This window comes from Burkholderia sp. 8Y (assembly GCF_902506145.1).
Lineage (GTDB): Bacteria > Pseudomonadota > Gammaproteobacteria > Burkholderiales > Burkholderiaceae > Caballeronia.
Genome location: NZ_LR733520.1, coordinates 1,061,980 through 1,081,995, shown reverse-complemented (window position 1 = coordinate 1,081,995; position 20,016 = coordinate 1,061,980). Strand labels below are relative to the sequence as shown.

The 20,016-nt window shown below is 62.8% G+C and carries 20 protein-coding genes and 1 tRNA gene; 3 read left to right on the top strand and 18 right to left on the bottom strand.

What is annotated here, in order from left to right; genetic code table 11:
* Positions 1 to 314: 314 nt before the first annotated feature.
* Complete coding sequence (locus GV035_RS15570) at positions 315 to 638, top strand: hypothetical protein (protein ID WP_159835933.1); 324 nt, start codon at positions 315 to 317, stop codon at positions 636 to 638.
* A 6-nt stretch (positions 639 to 644) separates the two neighbouring features.
* Here the strand turns inward: GV035_RS15570 and GV035_RS15565 are convergent, their stop codons facing one another.
* The 15 genes from GV035_RS15565 to GV035_RS15495 form a co-directional block, all read right to left on the bottom strand.
* A complete protein-coding gene (locus GV035_RS15565) occupies positions 645 to 1,244 on the bottom strand; it encodes a short chain dehydrogenase (RefSeq protein WP_159835932.1) in 600 nt (199 codons plus the stop codon).
* Positions 1,245 to 1,372: 128 nt separating this feature from the next.
* Positions 1,373 to 1,756 carry a MerR family transcriptional regulator gene (locus GV035_RS15560; RefSeq protein WP_159835931.1) on the bottom strand — a complete coding sequence of 128 codons (384 nt, stop codon included), beginning with the start codon at positions 1,754 to 1,756 and terminating at the stop codon, positions 1,373 to 1,375.
* A gap of 83 nt (positions 1,757 to 1,839) precedes the next feature.
* Complete coding sequence (locus GV035_RS15555) at positions 1,840 to 2,247, bottom strand: integration host factor subunit alpha (protein ID WP_159835930.1); 408 nt, start codon at positions 2,245 to 2,247, stop codon at positions 1,840 to 1,842.
* A 47-nt stretch (positions 2,248 to 2,294) separates the two neighbouring features.
* Positions 2,295 to 4,727, bottom strand: a complete 2,433-nt coding sequence (pheT, locus tag GV035_RS15550; protein WP_159835929.1) for a phenylalanine--tRNA ligase subunit beta — start codon at positions 4,725 to 4,727, stop codon at positions 2,295 to 2,297.
* A 76-nt stretch (positions 4,728 to 4,803) separates the two neighbouring features.
* Positions 4,804 to 5,817: a phenylalanine--tRNA ligase subunit alpha gene (pheS, locus tag GV035_RS15545; RefSeq protein WP_201303982.1), complete on the bottom strand. Its 1,014-nt coding sequence runs from the start codon at positions 5,815 to 5,817 to the stop codon at positions 4,804 to 4,806.
* A gap of 193 nt (positions 5,818 to 6,010) precedes the next feature.
* Positions 6,011 to 6,370: a 50S ribosomal protein L20 gene (gene rplT, locus GV035_RS15540; RefSeq protein ID WP_008350196.1), complete on the bottom strand. Its 360-nt coding sequence runs from the start codon at positions 6,368 to 6,370 to the stop codon at positions 6,011 to 6,013.
* A gap of 25 nt (positions 6,371 to 6,395) precedes the next feature.
* Positions 6,396 to 6,593: a 50S ribosomal protein L35 gene (gene rpmI, locus GV035_RS15535; protein WP_004191477.1), complete on the bottom strand. Its 198-nt coding sequence runs from the start codon at positions 6,591 to 6,593 to the stop codon at positions 6,396 to 6,398.
* 233 nt (positions 6,594 to 6,826) lie between these two features.
* On the bottom strand, positions 6,827 to 7,360 hold the full coding sequence (infC, locus tag GV035_RS15530; protein ID WP_159837952.1) for a translation initiation factor IF-3: 534 nt from the start codon (positions 7,358 to 7,360) through the stop codon (positions 6,827 to 6,829).
* A 47-nt stretch (positions 7,361 to 7,407) separates the two neighbouring features.
* On the bottom strand, positions 7,408 to 9,315 hold the full coding sequence (thrS, locus tag GV035_RS15525) for a threonine--tRNA ligase (protein ID WP_159835927.1): 1,908 nt from the start codon (positions 9,313 to 9,315) through the stop codon (positions 7,408 to 7,410).
* Positions 9,316 to 9,617: 302 nt separating this feature from the next.
* Positions 9,618 to 9,694, bottom strand: a tRNA-Val gene (locus tag GV035_RS15520).
* Positions 9,695 to 9,798: 104 nt separating this feature from the next.
* Positions 9,799 to 12,021 carry a RelA/SpoT family protein gene (locus GV035_RS15515; RefSeq protein WP_159835926.1) on the bottom strand — a complete coding sequence of 741 codons (2,223 nt, stop codon included), beginning with the start codon at positions 12,019 to 12,021 and terminating at the stop codon, positions 9,799 to 9,801.
* A gap of 35 nt (positions 12,022 to 12,056) precedes the next feature.
* The gene (locus GV035_RS15510) at positions 12,057 to 12,410 is read right to left on the bottom strand and encodes a RidA family protein (RefSeq protein WP_159835925.1); all 354 of its coding nucleotides are present in this window, start codon (positions 12,408 to 12,410) and stop codon (positions 12,057 to 12,059) included.
* 63 nt (positions 12,411 to 12,473) lie between these two features.
* Positions 12,474 to 13,394 (bottom strand): alpha/beta fold hydrolase, encoded by a 921-nt coding sequence (locus GV035_RS15505; RefSeq protein WP_159835924.1) that lies wholly within the window; start codon positions 13,392 to 13,394, stop codon positions 12,474 to 12,476.
* Between the two features lie 154 nt (positions 13,395 to 13,548).
* The gene (locus GV035_RS15500) at positions 13,549 to 14,190 is read right to left on the bottom strand and encodes a CoA transferase subunit B (RefSeq protein WP_159835923.1); all 642 of its coding nucleotides are present in this window, start codon (positions 14,188 to 14,190) and stop codon (positions 13,549 to 13,551) included.
* 2 nt (positions 14,191 to 14,192) lie between these two features.
* Complete coding sequence (locus GV035_RS15495) at positions 14,193 to 14,897, bottom strand: CoA transferase subunit A (protein ID WP_159835922.1); 705 nt, start codon at positions 14,895 to 14,897, stop codon at positions 14,193 to 14,195.
* A gap of 190 nt (positions 14,898 to 15,087) precedes the next feature.
* Between GV035_RS15495 and GV035_RS15490 the strand changes: the two genes are divergently transcribed.
* Positions 15,088 to 15,633 (top strand): LuxR C-terminal-related transcriptional regulator, encoded by a 546-nt coding sequence (locus GV035_RS15490; RefSeq protein ID WP_159835921.1) that lies wholly within the window; start codon positions 15,088 to 15,090, stop codon positions 15,631 to 15,633.
* 9 nt (positions 15,634 to 15,642) lie between these two features.
* Here the strand turns inward: GV035_RS15490 and GV035_RS15485 are convergent, their stop codons facing one another.
* Both GV035_RS15485 and GV035_RS15480 read right to left on the bottom strand, forming a co-directional pair.
* A complete protein-coding gene (locus tag GV035_RS15485) occupies positions 15,643 to 16,101 on the bottom strand; it encodes an acyl-CoA thioesterase (RefSeq protein WP_159835920.1) in 459 nt (152 codons plus the stop codon).
* A gap of 61 nt (positions 16,102 to 16,162) precedes the next feature.
* Complete coding sequence (locus GV035_RS15480; protein WP_159835919.1) at positions 16,163 to 16,936, bottom strand: SDR family oxidoreductase; 774 nt, start codon at positions 16,934 to 16,936, stop codon at positions 16,163 to 16,165.
* 213 nt (positions 16,937 to 17,149) lie between these two features.
* Between GV035_RS15480 and GV035_RS15475 the strand changes: the two genes are divergently transcribed.
* Entirely contained in the window at positions 17,150 to 18,823 is a 1,674-nt protein-coding gene (locus tag GV035_RS15475; protein ID WP_159835918.1) for an electron transfer flavoprotein-ubiquinone oxidoreductase, read from the top strand.
* A gap of 63 nt (positions 18,824 to 18,886) precedes the next feature.
* On the opposite strand, the gene aroC is transcribed toward GV035_RS15475, so the two are convergent.
* On the bottom strand, positions 18,887 to 19,993 hold the full coding sequence (aroC, locus tag GV035_RS15470; protein ID WP_159835917.1) for a chorismate synthase: 1,107 nt from the start codon (positions 19,991 to 19,993) through the stop codon (positions 18,887 to 18,889).
* Positions 19,994 to 20,016 lie beyond the last annotated feature (23 nt).

Sequence of the window (20,016 nt, the reverse complement as noted above, 5' to 3'; positions counted from 1 at the left end):
TAAGTAACCGACATTTCATGCCGCTTCATGGAACGCACGAGAAGCAACAAAGAATGTGGGACAAAGCTCGCGAATTTGCATGGAATGCAGGTGGTCGGAGGTTCAAATCCTCTCGCCCCGACCAAAATTCAAAAGGCTCTCCGGCTTCTGGCCGGAGAGCCTTTTGTCTTTCTGGCGGTTCAGAACTCAACCGCCCGAGGCTACGCCGCCGCTCGGCCAAGGCCACGTCCCAACCGTTGCCGTGCGCAGAATTCACTTGCGTAACAGCGACTTAAGCTCTAATGTTCACCTGACACTTAAGGAGCGGCACCGCAATGCCTCTGTCCGCTTGCACGCCCGTCCATGCACGGCGCGCCCGGCCCGGTTACACCCCATCCTCGTTGCGCACTGAGATCGCCAGAAGGTTCGATGCGAGAAGTGCTGCGCGCGTCACGCGCTTCGGCCGCATCTATTTCGGCGGAAGCCGCTACGTCTGCGTGAGCGCGCCGGACATCGAGCGCGGCGGCTTCTATGCGCTCTACTTCTTCCACCACGGCGCGAACGACTGGCGCATCTATCCGCCACCCGGAATCGGGCCAAGCATCGTGTATTCGTCCGTCGCGGCCTCGTCGAAAAGCGTCGAGGCCGCACCGGGCTGACACCGCTCATCCTTTGGCGGCGAGCAGCACTTGTCCGGTCATCGGTTCGTCGATCGTGCGCTTGTACGCCCTCGCCACATCCGCAGCCGGGATGCCGCCAGACGGATCTTTGCCCATCGATTGAAGCGTCTCGGCGACCCATCCCGGGCTCACCACGTTGACGCGCATCTTCCCCTGCAATTCCAACGCCGCCGCACGCGCGAATCCTTCGACGCCCGCATTGACGATACTCACGGCCGCGCTGCCGACCATCGGCTGTTGAGCGAGCGTGCCGCTCGTCAGCGTGATGCAGCCGCCCTCGCCCACGTGTCCGATCGCGCAGCGCACGAGGTTGACCTGCCCCATCAGCTTGTGGGCGAGACTGAACGCGTAGTCGTCGTCGGAAAGGGAGTCGAGGGGCGCGAACTTCGCCGTCCCGCCAACGCATAGCACCGCGCCCACATTGCCCAGCTTCGCGTACATCGCCGCGATGCTCGCCTTGTCCGACACATCCACGGCGACCTCCGAGCCCTTGCGGCTCGCCGTGATGATTTCGTGCTCGGGCGCCAAAATCCGCGCGATCTCCGAGCCCAGCAATCCCGTCGCGCCCACGATCAACACTCGCATAAGCCCTCCTGGAAGAGAACGAGAAAGAGACGCGACTATCGTACAGCCGGCGTTGAGCGCACGCTCGATACAAAAGAAAAAGCCGCGATACGCGATCGCGGCTTTTTTCGTGTCCGAGAGACGGGCGCTCACTCGCCGAGCAGATCGATCACCTGCATGATCTCCTTGCGAAGCTGATCCACATCGACCGCCGGCTGTTGTGCTTCTCCCGCCGCGGACGACTCGGCGGACAGGGCGTCGTCGCCATTGGCGCGTCCTTGCGCATCGAGCCGATTGCGCGCGCCGTTGATCGTGAAGCCCTGCTCGTACAACAGCTCCCGAATGCGCCGGATCAGCAAGACTTCGTGATGCTGATAATACCGGCGATTGCCGCGCCGCTTGACCGGCCTCAGCTGCGTGAACTCCTGTTCCCAATAGCGCAGCACGTGCGGCTTGACACCGCACAGCTCGCTGACTTCGCCAATCGTGAAATAACGCTTGGCCGGGATCGGAGGCAAGACGACTTTTTCCATCGTCGATCAACCATCGTGGTGAGTGATGTCGATGAAGCGCGGCGGTCGGACAGCGGGATGCGCCTATCGGCGCGAGATAAGCGTCAGCGAGTCAGACTCGTCTCCGCTCCTGTTTCGACCAGCGCCTTCAGTTTCTGACTTGCATGAAAAGTGACGACGCGCCGCGCTGCAATGGGAATGGCTTCGCCCGTCTTCGGGTTGCGCCCCGGGCGCTGCGGCTTGTCGCGCAACTGGAAGTTGCCGAAGCCCGACAGCTTGACGCTGTCGCCGCTTTCGAGCGCGTCGCGGATGACCTCGAAGAACGCTTCGACCATGTCCTTCGCTTCGCGCTTGTTCAGACCGACGTGGTCGAACAGCATTTCCGCCAGTTCGGCCTTGGTGAGCGTCGGCGTGTCATTCGACAACGCGCCCGAAGTGGTGTTGTCTCGGGTCATGGCGCTACGCTGCGCCGAAAGAAGGGCTTCGAAATCACTCGAGTTCATTTGGTTCATATCGGTAAAACGGCAAATGCAATTGAGACGGAGGGGCCAACTGCGGGCTATCCGCGCAACCGCGCGCCGTGTACTCGAGCCAGGCGATCCACCAGCGTTTTGATGGCCGTGTCGACCGTTTCGTCCTGAAGCGTGCCGCCAGTATCTTGCAACGTTACACGGAAGGCAAGACTTTTCTCATGCGCTCCCAAACCGCCGGAAGTGTTTGATTTTGGACGGAATTCGTCGAAAAGCGCAACCCTCGTGACGTGCTTGCAGGGGGGCTCGGAACGGGCGTTTTCCAGCTCGTCGAGCAGCGCCTGCACGGGCACCGCCTGATCCACGACGATGGCAATATCACGGCGCACCGGCGGGAATTTCGATACGTCGGACGGCGTCGGCAACGCGCGGTCCATCAGTGCTTCGGCGTCGATCTCGAAGAGAATCGGCGCGTGCGGCAGGTCATACTTTTGCAGCCAGCGCGGGTGCAGTTCGCCGATCCAGCCGACCGCGCGCCCCGCCACGTCGATGCGCGCGCTGCGCCCCGGATGCAGCGCCGGATGCTCGGCCTTGACGAAGCGCGGCACGACCGGCGCGAACAACGCCTCGACATCGCCCTTCACGTCGAAGAAATCGACCTGGCGCGACGCCACGCCCCACTGCTCGTCGAGCGCGGGACCGTACGCGAGACCGCCGATGCGCTTGGGCTGCGCGAATCCCTCGACCGTGAGTTCGCCCGCCTTCACCGACGCGTCGCGCAGGAACACGCGCCCCGCTTCGAACACGCGAATACGGTCTGCGCGGCGGTTCAGGTTGTAGCGCAGCACGTCGATCAGGCTGCCGAACAACGTCGTGCGCATGACCGAAAGCTGGCTCGCGATCGGGTTGATGAGCCGCACCGGATTCTCATTGCCGGCGAAGTCCTTCTCCCACTCGGCGTCCACGAAACTGAAGTTGACCGTCTCGGAATAATCGCGTGCGGCAACGGCATGACGCAGCACGTGAATGGAGCGGCTCGTCTCGTTCGTGCGCCGCATTTCGCTTGCCGCGACGGGCGGCCGCGCCGGAATCTTCTCAAAGCCGTAGATGCGCGCGACTTCCTCGATCAGGTCTTCCTCGATCTCGATATCGAAGCGATACGGCGGCGGCGTGACCTTGAAGGTGTCGCCGTCACGTTCGAACGCGAGGTTCAGGCGCGTGAAAATCTGTGCGATCTCTTCCGCGCCGATCTTCACGCCAATGATGCGATGCGCGCGTTCGACGCGCATCGTCACCGGACGACGCTCTGGCACGTTGAGAATCTGATCGTCGACCGGACCGGCCTCGCCGCCGCAAATATCGAGAATCAGTTGCGAGATGCGTTCGATGTGCTCGACCGTCGTCGAGTAATCGACGCCGCGCTCGAAGCGGTGCGCCGCGTCCGTCGAAAAGTTGTACTTGCGCGCACGGCCGCGGATGGCGTCGGGCCACCAGAACGCGGCTTCGAGATAGATGTTCGTGGTATCGAGCGAGACGGCCGTGCTGTCGCCGCCCATGATGCCCGCGAGACTCTCAACGTGGCGATCGTCCGCGATCACGCCGACGGTTTCATCCAGTTCGACGGTGTTGCCGTTCAGAAGCTTGAGCGATTCGCCCTTCTTGCCCCAGCGCACTTCGATGCCGCCGTGAATCTTGTCGAGGTCGAACACGTGCGTCGGGCGGCCGAGTTCCAGCATCACGTAATTCGAGATATCGACGAGCGCGGAAATGCTGCGCTGGCCCGCGCGCTCAAGGCGCTCGACCATCCATTGCGGCGTCTTCGCGTGCGCGTTCACGCCGCGAATCACGCGGCCCGAGAAGCGGCCGCACAAGTCCGGCGCCAGCACCTTGACCGGCAGCTTTTCGTCGAGCGTCGTCTTGACGGGCGGCATGTCGAGCGTCTTGAGCGGCGCGCCGGTGATGGCAGCGGTTTCGCGGGCGACGCCGAACACCGAGAGGCAATCCGCCTTGTTCGGCGTGAGCTTGATTTCGAAGACGGTGTCGTCGAGATTCAACGCTTCGCGGATGTCCTGGCCGACTTGCGCGTCCGCCGGGAGAATCAGCAGACCGCTGTGATCTTCCGACAGCTTCAGTTCGCGCGCCGAGCACAGCATGCCCTGACTGTCGATGCCGCGCAGTTTCGTCGGCTTGATGGCGAACGGCTCGCCGCCCGCTTCCACCGGCGGCAACACCGCGCCGATCAGCGCGACCGGCACCTTGATGCCCGGCGACACATTCGGCGCGCCGCAGACAATGTTCAACTGCTCGCCCGTGCCAGCATCGACCTGACAGACGTTGAGCTTGTCGGCGTTCGGATGCTTCGCCACTTCCAGCACTTGCCCGACAACGATCTTCGCGGTCGGCGGCGCGACCGGGCGCAGGTCTTCGACTTCGAGACCGGCCATCGTCAGCGCGTGAGCGAGTTCGTCGGTGGAGAGCTTGGGATCGACGAAGCTACGGAGCCATGATTCGGGGAATTGCATGTGTGTCTACGTTCGAATGAGGGGGTGTCTCTCGCCCGATGTTCCGTGAAGACCGGGCGTCGCGGGCTGTGCGGCGTCAGGCGAACTGGCGCAGAAAACGCAGGTCGTTTTCGAAGAAGAGGCGCAAGTCCTGCACGCCGTAACGCAGCATGGTCAGACGCTCGAGGCCGCTGCCAAATGCGAAGCCGATATACCGCTCCGGGTCCAGACCCATGTTGCGGATGACGGTCGGATGCACCTGACCCGAGCCGGAGATTTCCAGCCACTTGCCCGCGTTCTTGCCGTGTTCGAACATCATGTCGATTTCGGCGGACGGCTCGGTGAACGGAAAATACGACGGGCGGAAGCGCACGAGGATGTCGTCGCGCTCGAAGAACTTCTTGAGGAAATCGGTATAGACGCCCTTGAGGTCCGCGAAGCTGATGTTCTCTTCGATCCACAGACCCTCGACCTGATTGAACATGGGCGAGTGCGTGGCGTCGCTGTCCACGCGATACGTGCGGCCCGGCACGATCACCTTGATCGGCGGTTTGTTCATGCGCGCGTAGCGCACCTGCATCGGGCTCGTATGCGTGCGAAGCAAGAGCGGGCGTCCTTCGGCGTCCTTGCCATCGACGTAAAACGTGTCTTGCATCGAGCGCGCCGGATGGTTCTCCGGGCTGTTCAGCGCGGTGAAGTTATACCAGTCGGTCTCGATCTCGGGACCGTCGGCCACGTCGAAACCGATCGAGCCGAAAATCTGCTCGACGCGTTCCCACGTGCGCATCACCGGATGCAGCGTGCCCGCGCCCGCGCCGCGCCCGGGAAGCGTGACGTCGATCGCTTCAGCGGCGAGGCGCTGGTTCAACAGCGCATCGGCCAGCGCCTGACGGCGCGCGTTAAGCGCGGCCTCGACCTGCTGCTTGGCGAGATTGATGCGCGCGCCTTCAGTTTTCTTCGCCTCGGGATCGAGCTTGCCCAGGCCCTTCAGCAGTTCCGTCAGCGCGCCGGACTTGCCGAGAAAGCGGGCCTTCTCGTTTTCGAGCGTCGTGGCATCGGTGGCGTTTTCAAAGGCGCTTTTCGCGTCGGCGACAATCTGGTCCAGATCCATTGATCCCATCTTTTCAACGTCGAAAGTTCTATTCTGATTAACGGTTTTGGGCGTGACCTGCGAACAATCAAGTCATGCGCAAAACCGTCCGGCCAACAAAAACGGGGCTCGGTGAGAGCCCCGTTTTCTGCCTTTGCGCAGCCGTCTACGTCACGGCAACGCTCAGGCGAACCACGCAGTACTAATTTTGCAATTAGGCTGCAACGGCGGCTTTCACCTGCTTGACGATCGCAGCAAAAGCAGCCTTGTCGAACACAGCCATGTCAGCCAGAACCTTGCGGTCGAGTTCGATCGAAGCCTTCTTCAGGCCGTTGATGAACACGCTGTAGGTCATGTCGTGCTGACGCACCGCCGCGTTGATACGCGTGATCCACAATGCGCGGAACACACGCTTCTTGTTGCGGCGATCGCGATAGGCGTATTGCCCAGCGCGCATGACCGCCTGCTTGGCGATGCGATAGACGTTATTGCGACGGCCGCGGTAACCCTTGGCCAGACGAATGATTTTCTTGTGACGGGCCCGTGCGGTAACCCCACGTTTTACTCGAGGCATGTTGCGCTCCTTAAGTTAGATGAGGTTAGGCGAACGGCAGCATTGCGCGGACGGAGTTCAGATCGGAATCATGAACGGCCGTGGCGCCACGCAGATGGCGTTTGTTCTTGGTGGTTTTCTTGGTAAGAATGTGGCGCTTGAAGGCCTGACCGCGCTTGACGGTACCGCCCGGACGCACCACGAAGCGCTTCGCAGCACTCTTCTTGGTCTTCATCTTCGGCATGAAACTACTCCAGTTTATTAGATGGTCATGGGTGTGCGGCTGATCCGCCCGTACTGGCCAAGATCCCTTCCCGCCCTTCGAAACCCACGCGCCACTTGTATGCGAACGGTCTTCGAGACCGCCGCTTTTCATGAACCGCGCCACTCAACCGGCGCGCTTCTGAAACCACCGGCAATGCCGCGCTGGCCGCCCTGTTCACAGACCGGGCGGCGCGCGATCCATCGCCTGACTACCTATGCTTGCTTCGCCTTCTTTTTCGGCGCCAGAACCATGATCATCTGGCGGCCTTCCATCTTCGGCATCTGCTCGACCTGGCCGACTTCATCCAGATCGGCCTTCAGGCGTTCGAGCATGCGCATGCCGATTTCCTGGTGCGCCATTTCGCGTCCGCGGAAACGCAACGTGATTTTCGTCTTGTCGCCGTCTTCGAGGAAGCGCGTGAGGTTGCGCAGCTTGACGTTGTAGTCACCGTCATCCGTGCCGGGGCGGAATTTGACTTCCTTCACCTGCACGATCTTCTGCTTCAGTTTTGCCTCGTGCTGCTTCTTCGCTTCCGAGTACTTGAACTTGCCGTAATCCATCAAACGGCAGACAGGCGGCGAGGCCTGCGGCGCGATTTCGACGAGATCCACGTCGAGCTGTTCCGATTGACGGAACGCCTCGGCCAGTTTCACGATTCCGAGCGGCTCGTTGTCCACTCCGACCAAGCGCACTTCCGGTGCAGTGATTTCACCGTTGATGCGATGTGACGACTTATCAGTAGCGATGTTACGTTTCCTCTAAAAGTGAAAAAACAAGCCGCGCTGCGAGTGACTTACTTGAACGCCCGCACTTCCTGCTGCAGACGTTCGAGGAATGCGTCGACCGGCATGACGCCGAGATCGACACCGCCACGAGCACGCACGGCCACGGTTTGCGCTTCACGCTCCTTGTCCCCGACGACCAGCAAATACGGAACCTTTTGCAGCGTGTGCTCGCGTATTTTATAGCTAATCTTCTCGTTGCGCAAATCGACCTCTACTCTAAGCCCTTGTTTTTGCAACGATTGGACAAGAGATGCAGCGTATTCGGCCTGACTTTCAGCAATATTCAGCACGACTGCCTGCACGGGCGCGAGCCACGGCGGCATTGCACCGGCATGGTGCTCGATCAGAATACCGAGGAACCGCTCCATCGAACCGACGATCGCGCGGTGAAGCATGACCGGGCGGCGTCGGCTGTTGTCCTCTCCGACGTACTCCGCGCCGAGACGCTCCGGCAGCACCATGTCGAGCTGCAGCGTGCCGCACTGCCAGGACCGGCCGAGTGCGTCCTTGATGTGATATTCGATCTTAGGACCGTAGAACGCACCCTCGCCCGCGAGTTCTTCCCACTTCGGACCGCAGGCGGTCAATGCTTCACGCAGCCCCTGCTCCGCGCGATCCCAGGTCTCGTCGGTGCCCGCCCGCTGCTCGGGACGCAGCGAAAGCTTGATGTCGATGTGCTCGAAGCCGAAATCCTTATACACGCTCATGGCGAGCGTGTTGAAGGCGATCGACTCGGCGATGAACTGGTCTTCGGTGCAGAAAATATGGGCATCGTCCTGAACAAACCCGCGCACGCGCATGAGACCGTGCAGCGCGCCCGACGGCTCGTTGCGGTGGCACGAGCCGAACTCCGCGTAGCGCAACGGCAGGTCACGGTACGAGCGCAGGCCGTGGTTGAACACCTGCACGTGCCCCGGGCAGTTCATCGGCTTGATCGCGTAGTCGCGCTTTTCCGATTCGGTCGTGAACATGTTTTCACGATAGTTCTGCCAGTGACCGGAGGCTTCCCAGAGCGAACGGTCCATGACCATCGGAGTCTTGATCTCCAGATAGCCGGCTTCGTTCACGCGACGGCGCATGTACTGCTCGACCTGCTGCCACAGCGACCAGCCCTTCGGATGCCAGAACACCATGCCCGGCGCCTCGTCCTGCAGGTGGAACAGATCGAGTTGCTTGCCGAGCTTGCGATGGTCGCGCTTTTCCGCTTCCTCCAGCATATGCAGGTACTGGTCCTGATCTTCCTTCTTGGTCCAGGCGGTACCGTAAATGCGCTGCAACTGCTCGTTCTTCGAATCGCCGCGCCAATACGCACCCGCGACCTTCATCAACTTGAAGACTTTGAGCTTGCCGGTGGACGGCACGTGCGGGCCACGGCACAGGTCGATGAAATTGCCGTGCGAGTAGAGCCGAATCTCGTCGGATTGCGGAATCGACGAGATGATTTCGGCCTTGTACTCTTCGCCGATGCTCTTGAAGTACTCCACCGCTTCGTCACGCGAGACCACGCGCCGCGACACCGGCTCGTCCTTCTTCGCGATCTCCTGCATGCGCTTCTCGATCTTCTCGAGGTCTTCGGGCGTGAAGGGGCGGCTGTAGGAGAAGTCGTAGTAGAAGCCGTTGTCGATGACCGGCCCGATGGTTACCTGCGCTTCCGGGAACAGGTCCTTGACCGCGTAGGCGAGCAGGTGCGCGGTGGAGTGGCGAACGACATCGACGCCTTCCGGGTCTTTGTCGGTGACGATGGCCAGCGACGAATCGTGGTCGATCAAGAACGACGTATCGACGAGTTCGCCGTTCAGCTTGCCGGCGAGCGCCGCCTTGGCGAGGCCCGCGCCGATCGATGCCGCGACTTCCGCGACGGTCACCGGGTGGTCGTATTGACGGACCGACCCATCAGGCAAACGTACCGAAACCATTTCGTTCTCCAGGACGCCGGCGCACGCCGAGCGAGTTCGAATAAAGCACTGTCTCGCGGTATCGACAAGCAGAAACCGAGGGACGAAAAAAATGCGGCCCCGCTTTCGAGGGGCCGCATTCACTTTTCACACATACCGCGAAACAAAAGGGCAGAAGGCGAAAGAGGTCCTCGACTAGCGTCGCTCCGAATGTGTTTCGGTCAACGTTCGAAGTGCCATTTCTTTGTTCGCCTTTTGCGCCTTCGCGCTTCTTGCGGAGTGAAACTCCGTGAACCGATGATTCGCCGAAGTCTCGTTTTCGTTGGTAGGCTCGATTGGACTCGAACCAACGACCCCCACCATGTCAAGGTGGTGCTCTAACCAGCTGAGCTACGAGCCTGAAAGAAGTGAGATTATATGGAGCGTTTCGGATCTTGGCAAGTGTTTCTGTACATGAATCGCGAAATTCTTCGCCGATCCATTCAAATTCTCGCGCAGCGAGCCTTACGCGCGCCGCGATGCCCGGATGACGCCCGGGACTTCGCCGAGCAGCGTGCACGCACGCTGGACCTGCGCCGCGTTCGACACCTCGACTGTGAACTGCATGAACGCGACGTTCCGCCGGCTCTGACTCTTGACGCCGATCACGTTCATCTTCTCGCGCGCGAACACCTCCGAAATATCACGCAGAAGCCCCTGCCTGTCCGCCGACTCGACAGACAGATCGACTGGATACACCGACGACCCGCGCCCGTTCATGACCTCGGCGGACCACGTCGTATGCAGCACGCGCTCCGGCGAACGTTGCGCCATGCGCTGGAACGTCGCGCAGTCGGTGCGATGGATCGACATACCCTTGCCTCGCGTGACGAAACCCGCGATGGGATCGGGCGGCGCGGGACGGCAGCAGCGCGCGAGCTGCGTGAGCAAGGCGTCGACGCCGACCACCAGCACGCCCGTCGAAGCGCCGTGCGCGACGCTTTGCCCGCTGCTGCGCTTTTCGAAGTGCGCGGGCGCCTCGGGCTCCGGCTCCGGCGGCGGCGCGTCCGAGAGCGCCTGCTCGATGTTCCGAAGGCTGAACTCGTCCTTCGCGACGACCGCGTACAAGTCCTCCGGCGCCTTGAAGCCGAGCTTGGCCGCCAGTTGATCCAGATTGACAGATGTCTTGCCTTCGCGCTGCAACGTCTTCTCGACGATCGCGCGGCCCTGCGCGACATTCTCGGCGGCGTCGATCGCGTTGAACCACGCGCGCACTTTCTGCCGTGCCCGCGGGCTATGCAGATAACCGAGCTGCGGATTGAGCCAATCGCGCGACGGCCCGCCCTCCTTCACCGCGACGATCTCAACCGTCTGCCCGTTCTGGAGCGGCGTGTTGAGCGGCACCATCGCGCCATCGACTCGCGCGCCCCGGCAGCGATGCCCCAGTTCGCTATGCAGGTGATACGCGAAATCGACCGCCGTCGAACCGTGCGGCAGCGCGATCACGCGCGCCTGCGGCGTCAGCACGTAGATGTGGTCGTCGTCGAGCGTGGCGTCGCGCAGTTGCTGCCAGCCGGGGCGATCGCCTTCCACGTCGTCCTTCCAGGCGAGAAGCTGGCGCAGCCACGCGATCTTTTCGTCGTACTTCTCGCTTGCCATCACCTGGCCCGCATAGCCGCGCGCACCCGCTTCCTTGTAGCGCCAGTGCGCCGCCACGCCGTACTCCGCGAACTGATGCATGTCGTGCGTGCGAATCTGCACTTCGAACGCGCGCCCGTCGTCGCCCACGACCACCGTATGCAGCGACTTGTAGCCGTTCGGCTTCGGCCGCGAGATGTAGTCGTCGAATTCGCGCGGCACCGGCTGCCACAGGTTATGCACGATGCCAAGCACCGTGTAGCAATCCTTGATATCGCCGACGATCACGCGAAACGCGCGCACGTCGTTCAGTTCCGAGAAGTCGAGATGCTTGCCGCGCATCTTCTTCCAGATGCTGTAGATATGCTTCGGCCGGCCGCTCACTTCCGCCGCGATGTGGGCCGTGTCCAGTTCCTTTCGCAGCCGCGCGATAGCCTCGGTCACATACGATTCGCGCTCGATACGCTTCTCGTCGAGCAGCTTGGCGATGCGCTTGTAAGTGGCGGGATCTTCGAAGCGGAACGACAGGTCTTCCAGTTCCCACTTCACTTGCCAGATGCCGAGGCGGTTCGCGAGCGGCGCGTAGATGTCGAGCGTCTCGCGCGGCACGTCGGGCGACGGATCGATCTTCTGCGCGGCGTGATAGCGCAGCGTCTGCAATCGCGAAGCGAGCCGGATCAGCACGACGCGAATGTCCTGCGCGAACGCGAGCAGCATCTTGCGCAGCGATTCGACTTGCGCCCGCCGCGCCGCCTGCGCATCGCGCGTGTTGTCGGGCAAGGCGGCGAGCGTCGCACGCGAACTGACCGAGCCGAGCCGCAACAGTTTGCGCACATCGCTCACGAGCCGCTGCACTTCGGGCCCGAAGTGTTCGGCGATCAAAGTCTCGGGATCATCCAGATGCGGCGCGAGCGCAAACAGCGCGGCGGCGGCGACCGCGTGCGGGTCGACGTTGAGCGTCTGCACGATGCGCGCCGTGCCCGCCGCGTGATCCGCGAGCAGTTCGCCCGTCGAGAGCCGCGCGTCCTTCGCGTGCTCGCGCACGAAGGCGAGCGCGTCGTCGAAGGACGGCTCGGGCAGCGTGTCAGCGGGGACGGTGCTCTCGGTCATACGTTAAAGCCGCGACAGACGCGCGGCTGGTCAGATCAACTGCGCTGCGCGGCCACCACGACGACTTCGACGAGGCAGGCCGCATTCGCGAGCTTCGCTTCGACCGTGGCGCGCGGCGGCGTGTGACCCGGCGCGACCCACGCGTCCCAGACGGCGTTCATGCCGGCGAAGTGCACCATGTCCGAGATGTAGATCTGCACGGACAGCAGGTGCGACTTGTCGCTGTTCGCCTCTTCCAGCAAACGGTCGATGTGGCCCAGCACTTCGCGCGTCTGGCCGGTGATGTCCTGCTCCGTGTCTTCCGCGATCTGCCCGGCGAGATACACGGTGCCGTTATGAATGGCGATCTCGGAAAGGCGTGCGCCGACGTGATGACGAGTAACTGCCATGTGCTTATCCAGTCCTGTGAAGGGTTCAAAAACGAGACAGAGCGTCACGCGCTCAGCCCGATATTATGCCCCGCGAGCCTCGTTTTCGAGAAAGAAGCGTCGCGCGACGGCGATCTGCTCGCCGTCGAGAAACGCGGGCGCATGGCCGGCATTGGGCACTTCCACGCTCGATACCGCCTGTCCCTTTTCCACCATCTGCGCCACGGTCGCGCGCGACAGCAAGTCCGAGCTCTCGCCGCGCACCACGAGCACCGGCGTGGCGATCGACGCGAACGAGTGCCACAGAAACGCTTCGGCAGCGGCGTTCTGCTCGTCCGTGGCCGCAGCGAATGGCGCGGCGATGCCGGGGTCGTAGCGGAACGTCCACGCGCCGTCGCGCTCGTGCAGGAGCGGCGCGTTGATGCTCGCCCACTCCTCGTCGGTGAGCTGCCCGAACGACGCCGCTAGCGCCGCCGCCTGCCGGATGCCTTCATCGAGCGACGCAAAACGCGCGGGCTTGCCGAGGTAGCTGCGGATACGCTCGAGCGCCACGGGCTCGATGTGAGGGCCGACGTCGTTCAACAGCAGCTTGCGGATCGGCGTATGGCGCATTCCGCCGAGCACCATGCCGATCAGCCCGCCCATCGAGGTGCCGAACCAGTCGACCGATTCCACGTTGAGCCGCGCGATCAGCGTGACCATGTCCGCGACGTACTGCGGCACGCCGTAGTACCGGGAATCCGCGAGCCAGTCCGACAGTCCCCGGCCGACCACATCCGGACACACCACGCGATAGTCGCTCGCGAACGCCTCTGCGACCTGATCGAAATCGCGGCCCGAGCGCGTCAGGCCGTGTACGCACAGCAGCACGCGCGGATTGGCCGGATCGCCCCACTCCGTGTAGGCCATGCGATGCAGCCCCGCCGGACTTGCGCACTGCACGAAACGCTGGCGCGGCGCGGTGAGCGTGGAATGCGATGCTTCGACGACGATGGATGCGCTCATTGATAGTCCTCGTGGAAGATGTCCGAACGATTCTAAAGCGTTCGGCGCGCGGCCGAGCGCCGTTAGCCGAACGGACGATGCTTCGCGCGATCCAAAAGCAAAGCGGGCGAAGCCTTCCGCCCCGCCCGCTTTCGGACCGCCGTCTACCGCTTGTTTACTTCACGCCGCTGACGTCGAGCGACGCGCCGGTTTTTTGCTGAATCTCCTCGACCGTCACGCCATCGGCCAGTTCGACGAGTTTCAGGCCGTTTTCGGTGACGTCGATCACGCCGAGATCCGTGATGATGCGGTCCACGACGCCCACGCCCGTCAGCGGCAGCGTGCATTCTTCAAGAATCTTGTGCTGGTCGCCCTTCGCGACGTGCTCCATCAGCACGACGACGCGCTTCACGCCCGCGACGAGGTCCATCGCGCCGCCCATGCCCTTGATCATCTTGCCGGGGATCATCCAGTTGGCCAGGTCGCCGCTCTTGCTGATCTGCATCGCGCCGAGAATCGCGAGGTTGATGTGACCGCCGCGGATCATCGCGAACGAATCCGCCGACGAAAAGATCGACGAGCCCGGCAGCGTCGTCACGGTCTGCTTGCCGGCGTTGATGAGATCGGCGTCGACTTCTTCCTCGGTCGGCGACGGCCCGATGCCGAGCAACCCGTTTTCCGATTGCAGCCACACTTCGACGCCCGGCGGCACGTGGTTGGCGACAAGCGTCGGCAAGCCGATGCCGAGGTTCACATAGAAGCCGTCCTGCAATTCCTTCGCCGCGCGGGCGGCCATCTGGTCACGAGTCCAAGCCATGGTCATTCTCCTTTCGCGCGGACGATGCGTTGTTCGATGCGCTTTTCCGGCTGCGCATTCAGGACGAGCCGTTGCACGAAAATGCCCGGCGTGTGGATCGCGTCCGGATCGAGTTCGCCGACTTCGACGATCTCTTCCACTTCCGCGACGGTGATCTTGCCGGCCATCGCGCACATCGGATTGAAGTTGCGCGCGGTGCGGCGATAGATCAGATTGCCCGACTTGTCGGCTTTCCACGCCTTGACGAGCCCGACGTCCGCCGTCAGCGAATGCTCCAGCACGTAGTGATTTTCGCCGAACTGACGCGTTTCCTTGCCTTCCGCGATGATCGTGCCGTAGCCGGTGTTCGTGAAGAACGCCGGAATGCCCGCGCCGCCCGCCCGCAGCTTTTCGGCGAGCGTGCCTTGCGGCGTGAATTCGAGTTCGAGTTCGCCGGCCAGATACTGCCGCTCGAATTCCTTGTTCTCGCCCACGTAGGACGAAATCATCTTCTTGATCTGGCGCGTCTCGAGCAGCAGCCCGAGGCCGAAGCCATCGACGCCCGCGTTATTGCTGATGCACGTGATGTCCTTCACGCCCGAATCGCGCAGCGCGGCGATCAGCGCCTCCGGAATGCCGCACAACCCGAATCCGCCGACGGCGAACGTCTGGCCGTCCTTGACGATGTCATCGAGCGCCGCCTTCGCGCTGGGATAGACCTTGTTCATCTGTTTGTCCCTTCCATGTGTAAACCCGACTGAGAACCGTTTTTCGCGCCGCCGGACAGCGTGCAGCGGCGTTTTGATCTGGGCAAAAGCGTACGCTGGGCGGTCCATCCTGCACAATACGCAAAAATACATAAGTCATTGCCCGCGCCCGGTCGTTGCCTGCGACGCCCGGCCGGGCGCCCGAGTCGACATGCGTGAACTGGACTATCAAACCGCGTTTCATCTCGCGCCCGTCGGGCTCGTGCTGTCGCGAGAACGCACCATCGAGGACTGCAACGAGCAGCTTTGCGCGATTTTCGGCGCCGCGCGCGAGACGCTCATCGGCCGGTCGTTCGAGGTGCTGTATCCGACGCCGGATGAATTCGCGCGCATCGGCGAACGCATCGCGGCACATATCAGCAGCCGCGGCACCTATAGCGACGACCGCATCATGAAACGCGCGAACGGCGAACTCTTCTGGTGCCACGTGACCGGCCGCGCGCTCGACCGTGACGCGCCCCATGCGGCGGGCGTCTGGACCTTCGAGGACCTGAGCGCGACGAGACGCGTCGCGATCGAACTGACGCCGCGCGAGCGGGAAATCGCCGCGCAGCTCGTCACGGGAAAAACGAGCAAGCAGATCGGCCGCGTGCTCGATATCAGCCCGCGCACCGTGGACATTTACCGCGCGCGGCTCATGCGCAAATACGACACCGGCAACGCGACGGAGCTTCTGCAGCGGCTGCTCGGCAATTGACCCGCGCTGTCAGGACGCGACGGGCGCAGCCGTTTCGATGATCTGGCGCAGCAAATCGGGAATCGGCATCGACTTACCCGCCGCGTAGTCCACCCACACGACTTTCGCCGCGCCCCGCGCGTACAGCGTGCCCGGCGCGTCGGCGCGATACAGCTCGAAGCGCGTGTCGAAACTGCTGCGCCCCGGCTTGCCGACCGACATCCGCGCGATCACGTCGCCGGGATAGTGAAGCTGCTTCAAAAATTCCATCGACGCATTGACGATGACCGGCCCCTGGCCTTCGCCATTACCGCCCGCCGCGCCGATCTGCTCGAACCACGAAATGCGGACCTGCTCCATGTAACGGAAGTACACCGTGTTGTTGACATGCCCGAAGGCGTCCATGTCGCCCCAGCGGATCGGCATGGACATTTCGAAAACGGTGTGAAACTCAGGGTTTGCGTTCGTGGGCGTATTGGTGTCGCTCATTCATCCTTCCAGTGTCTGAAAACATCGCACCGCGCGCGGCAAAAGCTCGTGCGCGCGATTCTCACAGTGCAAAACCGTCGTCCGCTGAAATGACCGAGCCGTTCATGAACTGCGATTCGTCCGCCGCGAGCAGCAGCAAGAGGCCGTCGAGGTCCTCGGGCGCGCCGACGCGCCGGCGCGGCAGCATCGACACGAGTTTCTGGCCCTGCTCGGTCTTCCAGTGGTGGTGATTGATCTCGGTATCGATATAACCCGGACAGATGGCGTTGACGTTGATGCCGTGGCGGCCCCATTCCATCGCCATGGCCTTGGTCATTTGCACGACGGCGGCCTTGCTCATGGAGTAGAGGCCGATTTGCGGAAACACGCGCAGTCCTGCCACCGAAGCCACGTTGATGATGCGGTACGCCGGCTTCGACGCGCCGTTGCCGCGCATGATCATGCGCTTGGCGACTTCCTGCGCGACGAAGAACGCGCCGCGCACGTTCGTGCCGAAGACGAATTCGAAGTCGGCCGGCGTCGCTTCGGTCAGCTTCTGCGTGGTCGAGACGCCCGAGTTATTGACGAGAATATCGATGGTACCGGCTTCCGTCTCCGCGTGCGCAACCGCCGCCTTCACGCTCAGGTAGTCCGTCACGTCGAGCGATACGACATGCGCTGCGCCGCCCGACGCCTCGATTTCGGCGCGCAATTCCTTCAGCCGCTCGATGCGGCGGCTCGCGAGCACGACTTTCGCGCCCGCCTGCGACAGCACCTGCGCAAAACGCTTTCCGAGTCCACTGGACGCGCCGGTGATCAGCGCGACCTTGCCTTCCAGGTTGATCGAACGGCCCATTGTGCTTCCTTCTTGTACGGTTGATTCAGCCTTGCGAGGGACGCGGGCAGCGCGAGGCGCACGGTCGCGCCACTTGGCGTAGACACCAATACCACGGTATCACGAAAAATAGTACGATCGTGCGGATCAAGACACCTTCGGTTGCAGCCCGCCTGACGTTCGCTGACAATACGCGATCTTAGAAGGCCATTCTAACGGTAGAGAGGAGCATTGATGACCCCGGCGAGCCTTATCGAGCAATACGGTCCCCGCGAATCGATGGAATACGACGTCGTGATCGTCGGCGGCGGCCCAGCCGGTTTGTCGGCCGCGATTCGCCTGAAGCAGCTGGCGGCGGAAAAAAGCGTCGAAATTGGCGTCTGCGTGCTGGAAAAAGGCTCCGAGGTCGGCGCGCACATCCTGTCGGGCGCGGTGATGGACCCGCGCGGCCTCTCCGAACTCATCCCTGACTGGAAGGAAAAAGGCGCGCCGGTCGATGTCGAAGTGACCGAGGACCGCTTCCTGTTCCTTTCGCCGACGGGCGCGAAGCAGGTGCCGAACTGGCTGCTTCCTGACAACTTCAAGAATCACGGCAACTACGTCGTCAGCCTGGGCAACGTCACGCGCTGGCTGGGGCAGCAAGCCGAAGCACTCGGCGTCGAGATTTTCCCTGGCTTTCCGGCAGCGGAAGTGCTGTATGCGGACGACGGCTCGGTGCGCGGCGTCGTGACGGGCAACATGGGCGTCGGCAAGGACGGGCAACCGACCGAGAACTTCCAGCTCGGCATGGAACTGCACGCGAAATACACGCTTTTCTGCGAAGGCGCGCGCGGCCACCTCGGGCGTCAGTTGATCGACAAGTTCAAGCTCAATCAGAATGCCGATCCGCAGGTGTATGGCATCGGCATCAAGGAATTGTGGGAAATCGATCCCGTCAAGCATAAGCCGGGGCTCGTGATTCACACCGCCGGCTGGCCGCTGGAACCGGATACGTACGGCGGGTCGTTCCTGTACCACATGGACAATAACCAGGTCGTCGTCGGCTTCGTGGTCGGGCTCGGGTACTCGAATCCGTATCTGTCGCCGTTCGAGGAGTTTCAGCGTTACAAGACGCATCCGTCGATCCGGGCGTTTCTGGAAGGCGGCAAGCGCCTGTCGTACGGCGCGCGCGCGATCACCGCGGGCGGCCTGATGTCGCTGCCGAAGCTGACGTTCCCGGGCGGCGCGCTCGCCGGCGATGACGCCGGTTTCCTGAACGCTTCGCGCATCAAGGGCAGCCACGCGGCGATCAAGACCGGCAAGATGGCCGCCGAAGCCGCGTTCGACGCCGTGCAAGCCGGACGTCAAGGCGACGAGCTGACGACCTATCCGGAAGCATTCGAAAACTCCTGGCTCAAGACGGAGCTTCACCGGGCGCGCAACTTCAAGCAGTGGATGAGCAAGGGCCTGTACCTCGGCTCGTTCATGGTCGGGCTGGAGCAAAAGGTGATGGGCGGCAACGTGCCGTGGACGCTGCATCATCAGCATTGGGACCACGAGATGCTGAAGCCCGCGTCGCAATGCAAGCCGATCGTTTATCCGAAGCCCGACGGCAAGCTCACGTTCGACCGCCTTTCGTCCGTGTTCATTTCGAACACGAATCACGAAGAGAATCAGCCGGCGCATCTGACGCTGAGAGACGCGAGCGTGCCGGTCAACGTGAATCTGCGGACTTACGCCGGTCCCGAAAGCCGCTATTGCCCCGCCGCCGTCTATGAGTTCGTGAAATCTGACGACGGCAGCGACCGCTTGCAGATCAACGCGCAAAACTGCGTCCACTGCAAGACGTGCGATATCAAGGATCCGACGCAGAACATCGTCTGGGTGACGCCGGAGGGCGGCGGCGGGCCGAACTATCCGAACATGTGACGCCTGCGCGGTAAACGACAAAGGGCGCCGGTCGAAAGCACCGGCGCCCTTTTTCATGCGGCGTTACTTGCCCGGAACGTGCGCGGGGATCTTCGGCGTGGAGACGGCCACATCGCCGCATTGCGCGCGGTGCCGCAACGCATGATCCATCAGCACGAGCGCGAGCAGTGCCTCCGCGATGGGCGTCGCGCGGATGCCGACGCACGGATCATGGCGCCCGAACGTCTCGACGGTCGCGGGCGCGCCCGTCTTGTCGACGGACTGACGCGGCGTGCGAATGCTCGACGTCGGCTTGATGGCGATGGACACCGTGATGTCCTGCCCGCTCGAAATGCCGCCCAGGATGCCGCCCGCGTGGTTGGTGGCGAAGCCTTCGGGCGTCATCTCGTCGCCGTGCTGCGAGCCGCGTTGCGCGACGCTCGCGAAACCCGCGCCGATCTCCACGCCCTTCACGGCGTTGATGCCCATCATCGCGTGGGCGATGTCGGCATCCAGCCGGTCATACAGCGGTTCGCCGAGACCGACCGGCACGCCGCTCGCCACCACGTCGATGCGCGCGCCTACCGAATCGCCGTCGCGGCGCAGTCCGTCCATGTAAGCCTCGAGTTGCGGCACGACATCCGCGTTCGGCGCGAAGAACGGATTTTCGCGCACGTGCTTCCAGTCGACGAACGGAATAGGCACCTCGCCGAGCGCGCTCATGTAACCGCGCGTCTCGATGCCGAATTTCTCGCGCAGCCATTTCTTCGCGACCGCGCCCGCCGCGACCGTCGGCGCAGTCAGCCGCGCCGACGACCGCCCCCCGCCGCGATAGTCGCGCACGCCGTACTTCTGCCAGTAGGTGTAATCGGCATGACCGGGACGGAACGTTTCGGCGATGTTGCCGTAGTCCTTGCTGCGCTGATCCGTATTGCGGATGAGAAGCGCGATGGGCGTGCCGGTGGTGACGCCCTCGAACACGCCCGACAGAATCTCGACCTGATCGGCTTCCTGCCGCTGCGTCACGTGGCGCGACGTGCCCGGACGGCGCCGGTCCAGTTCCACCTGGATGTCGGCCTCGGTCAGCGCCATGCCGGGCGGGCAGCCGTCGATCACGCAGCCGATCGCCGGTCCATGCGATTCGCCAAAATTCGTGACGGTGAAGAGCGTGCCAAGGGTGTTGCCGGACATGAGCGTCGACCTGAAGAGAGTGT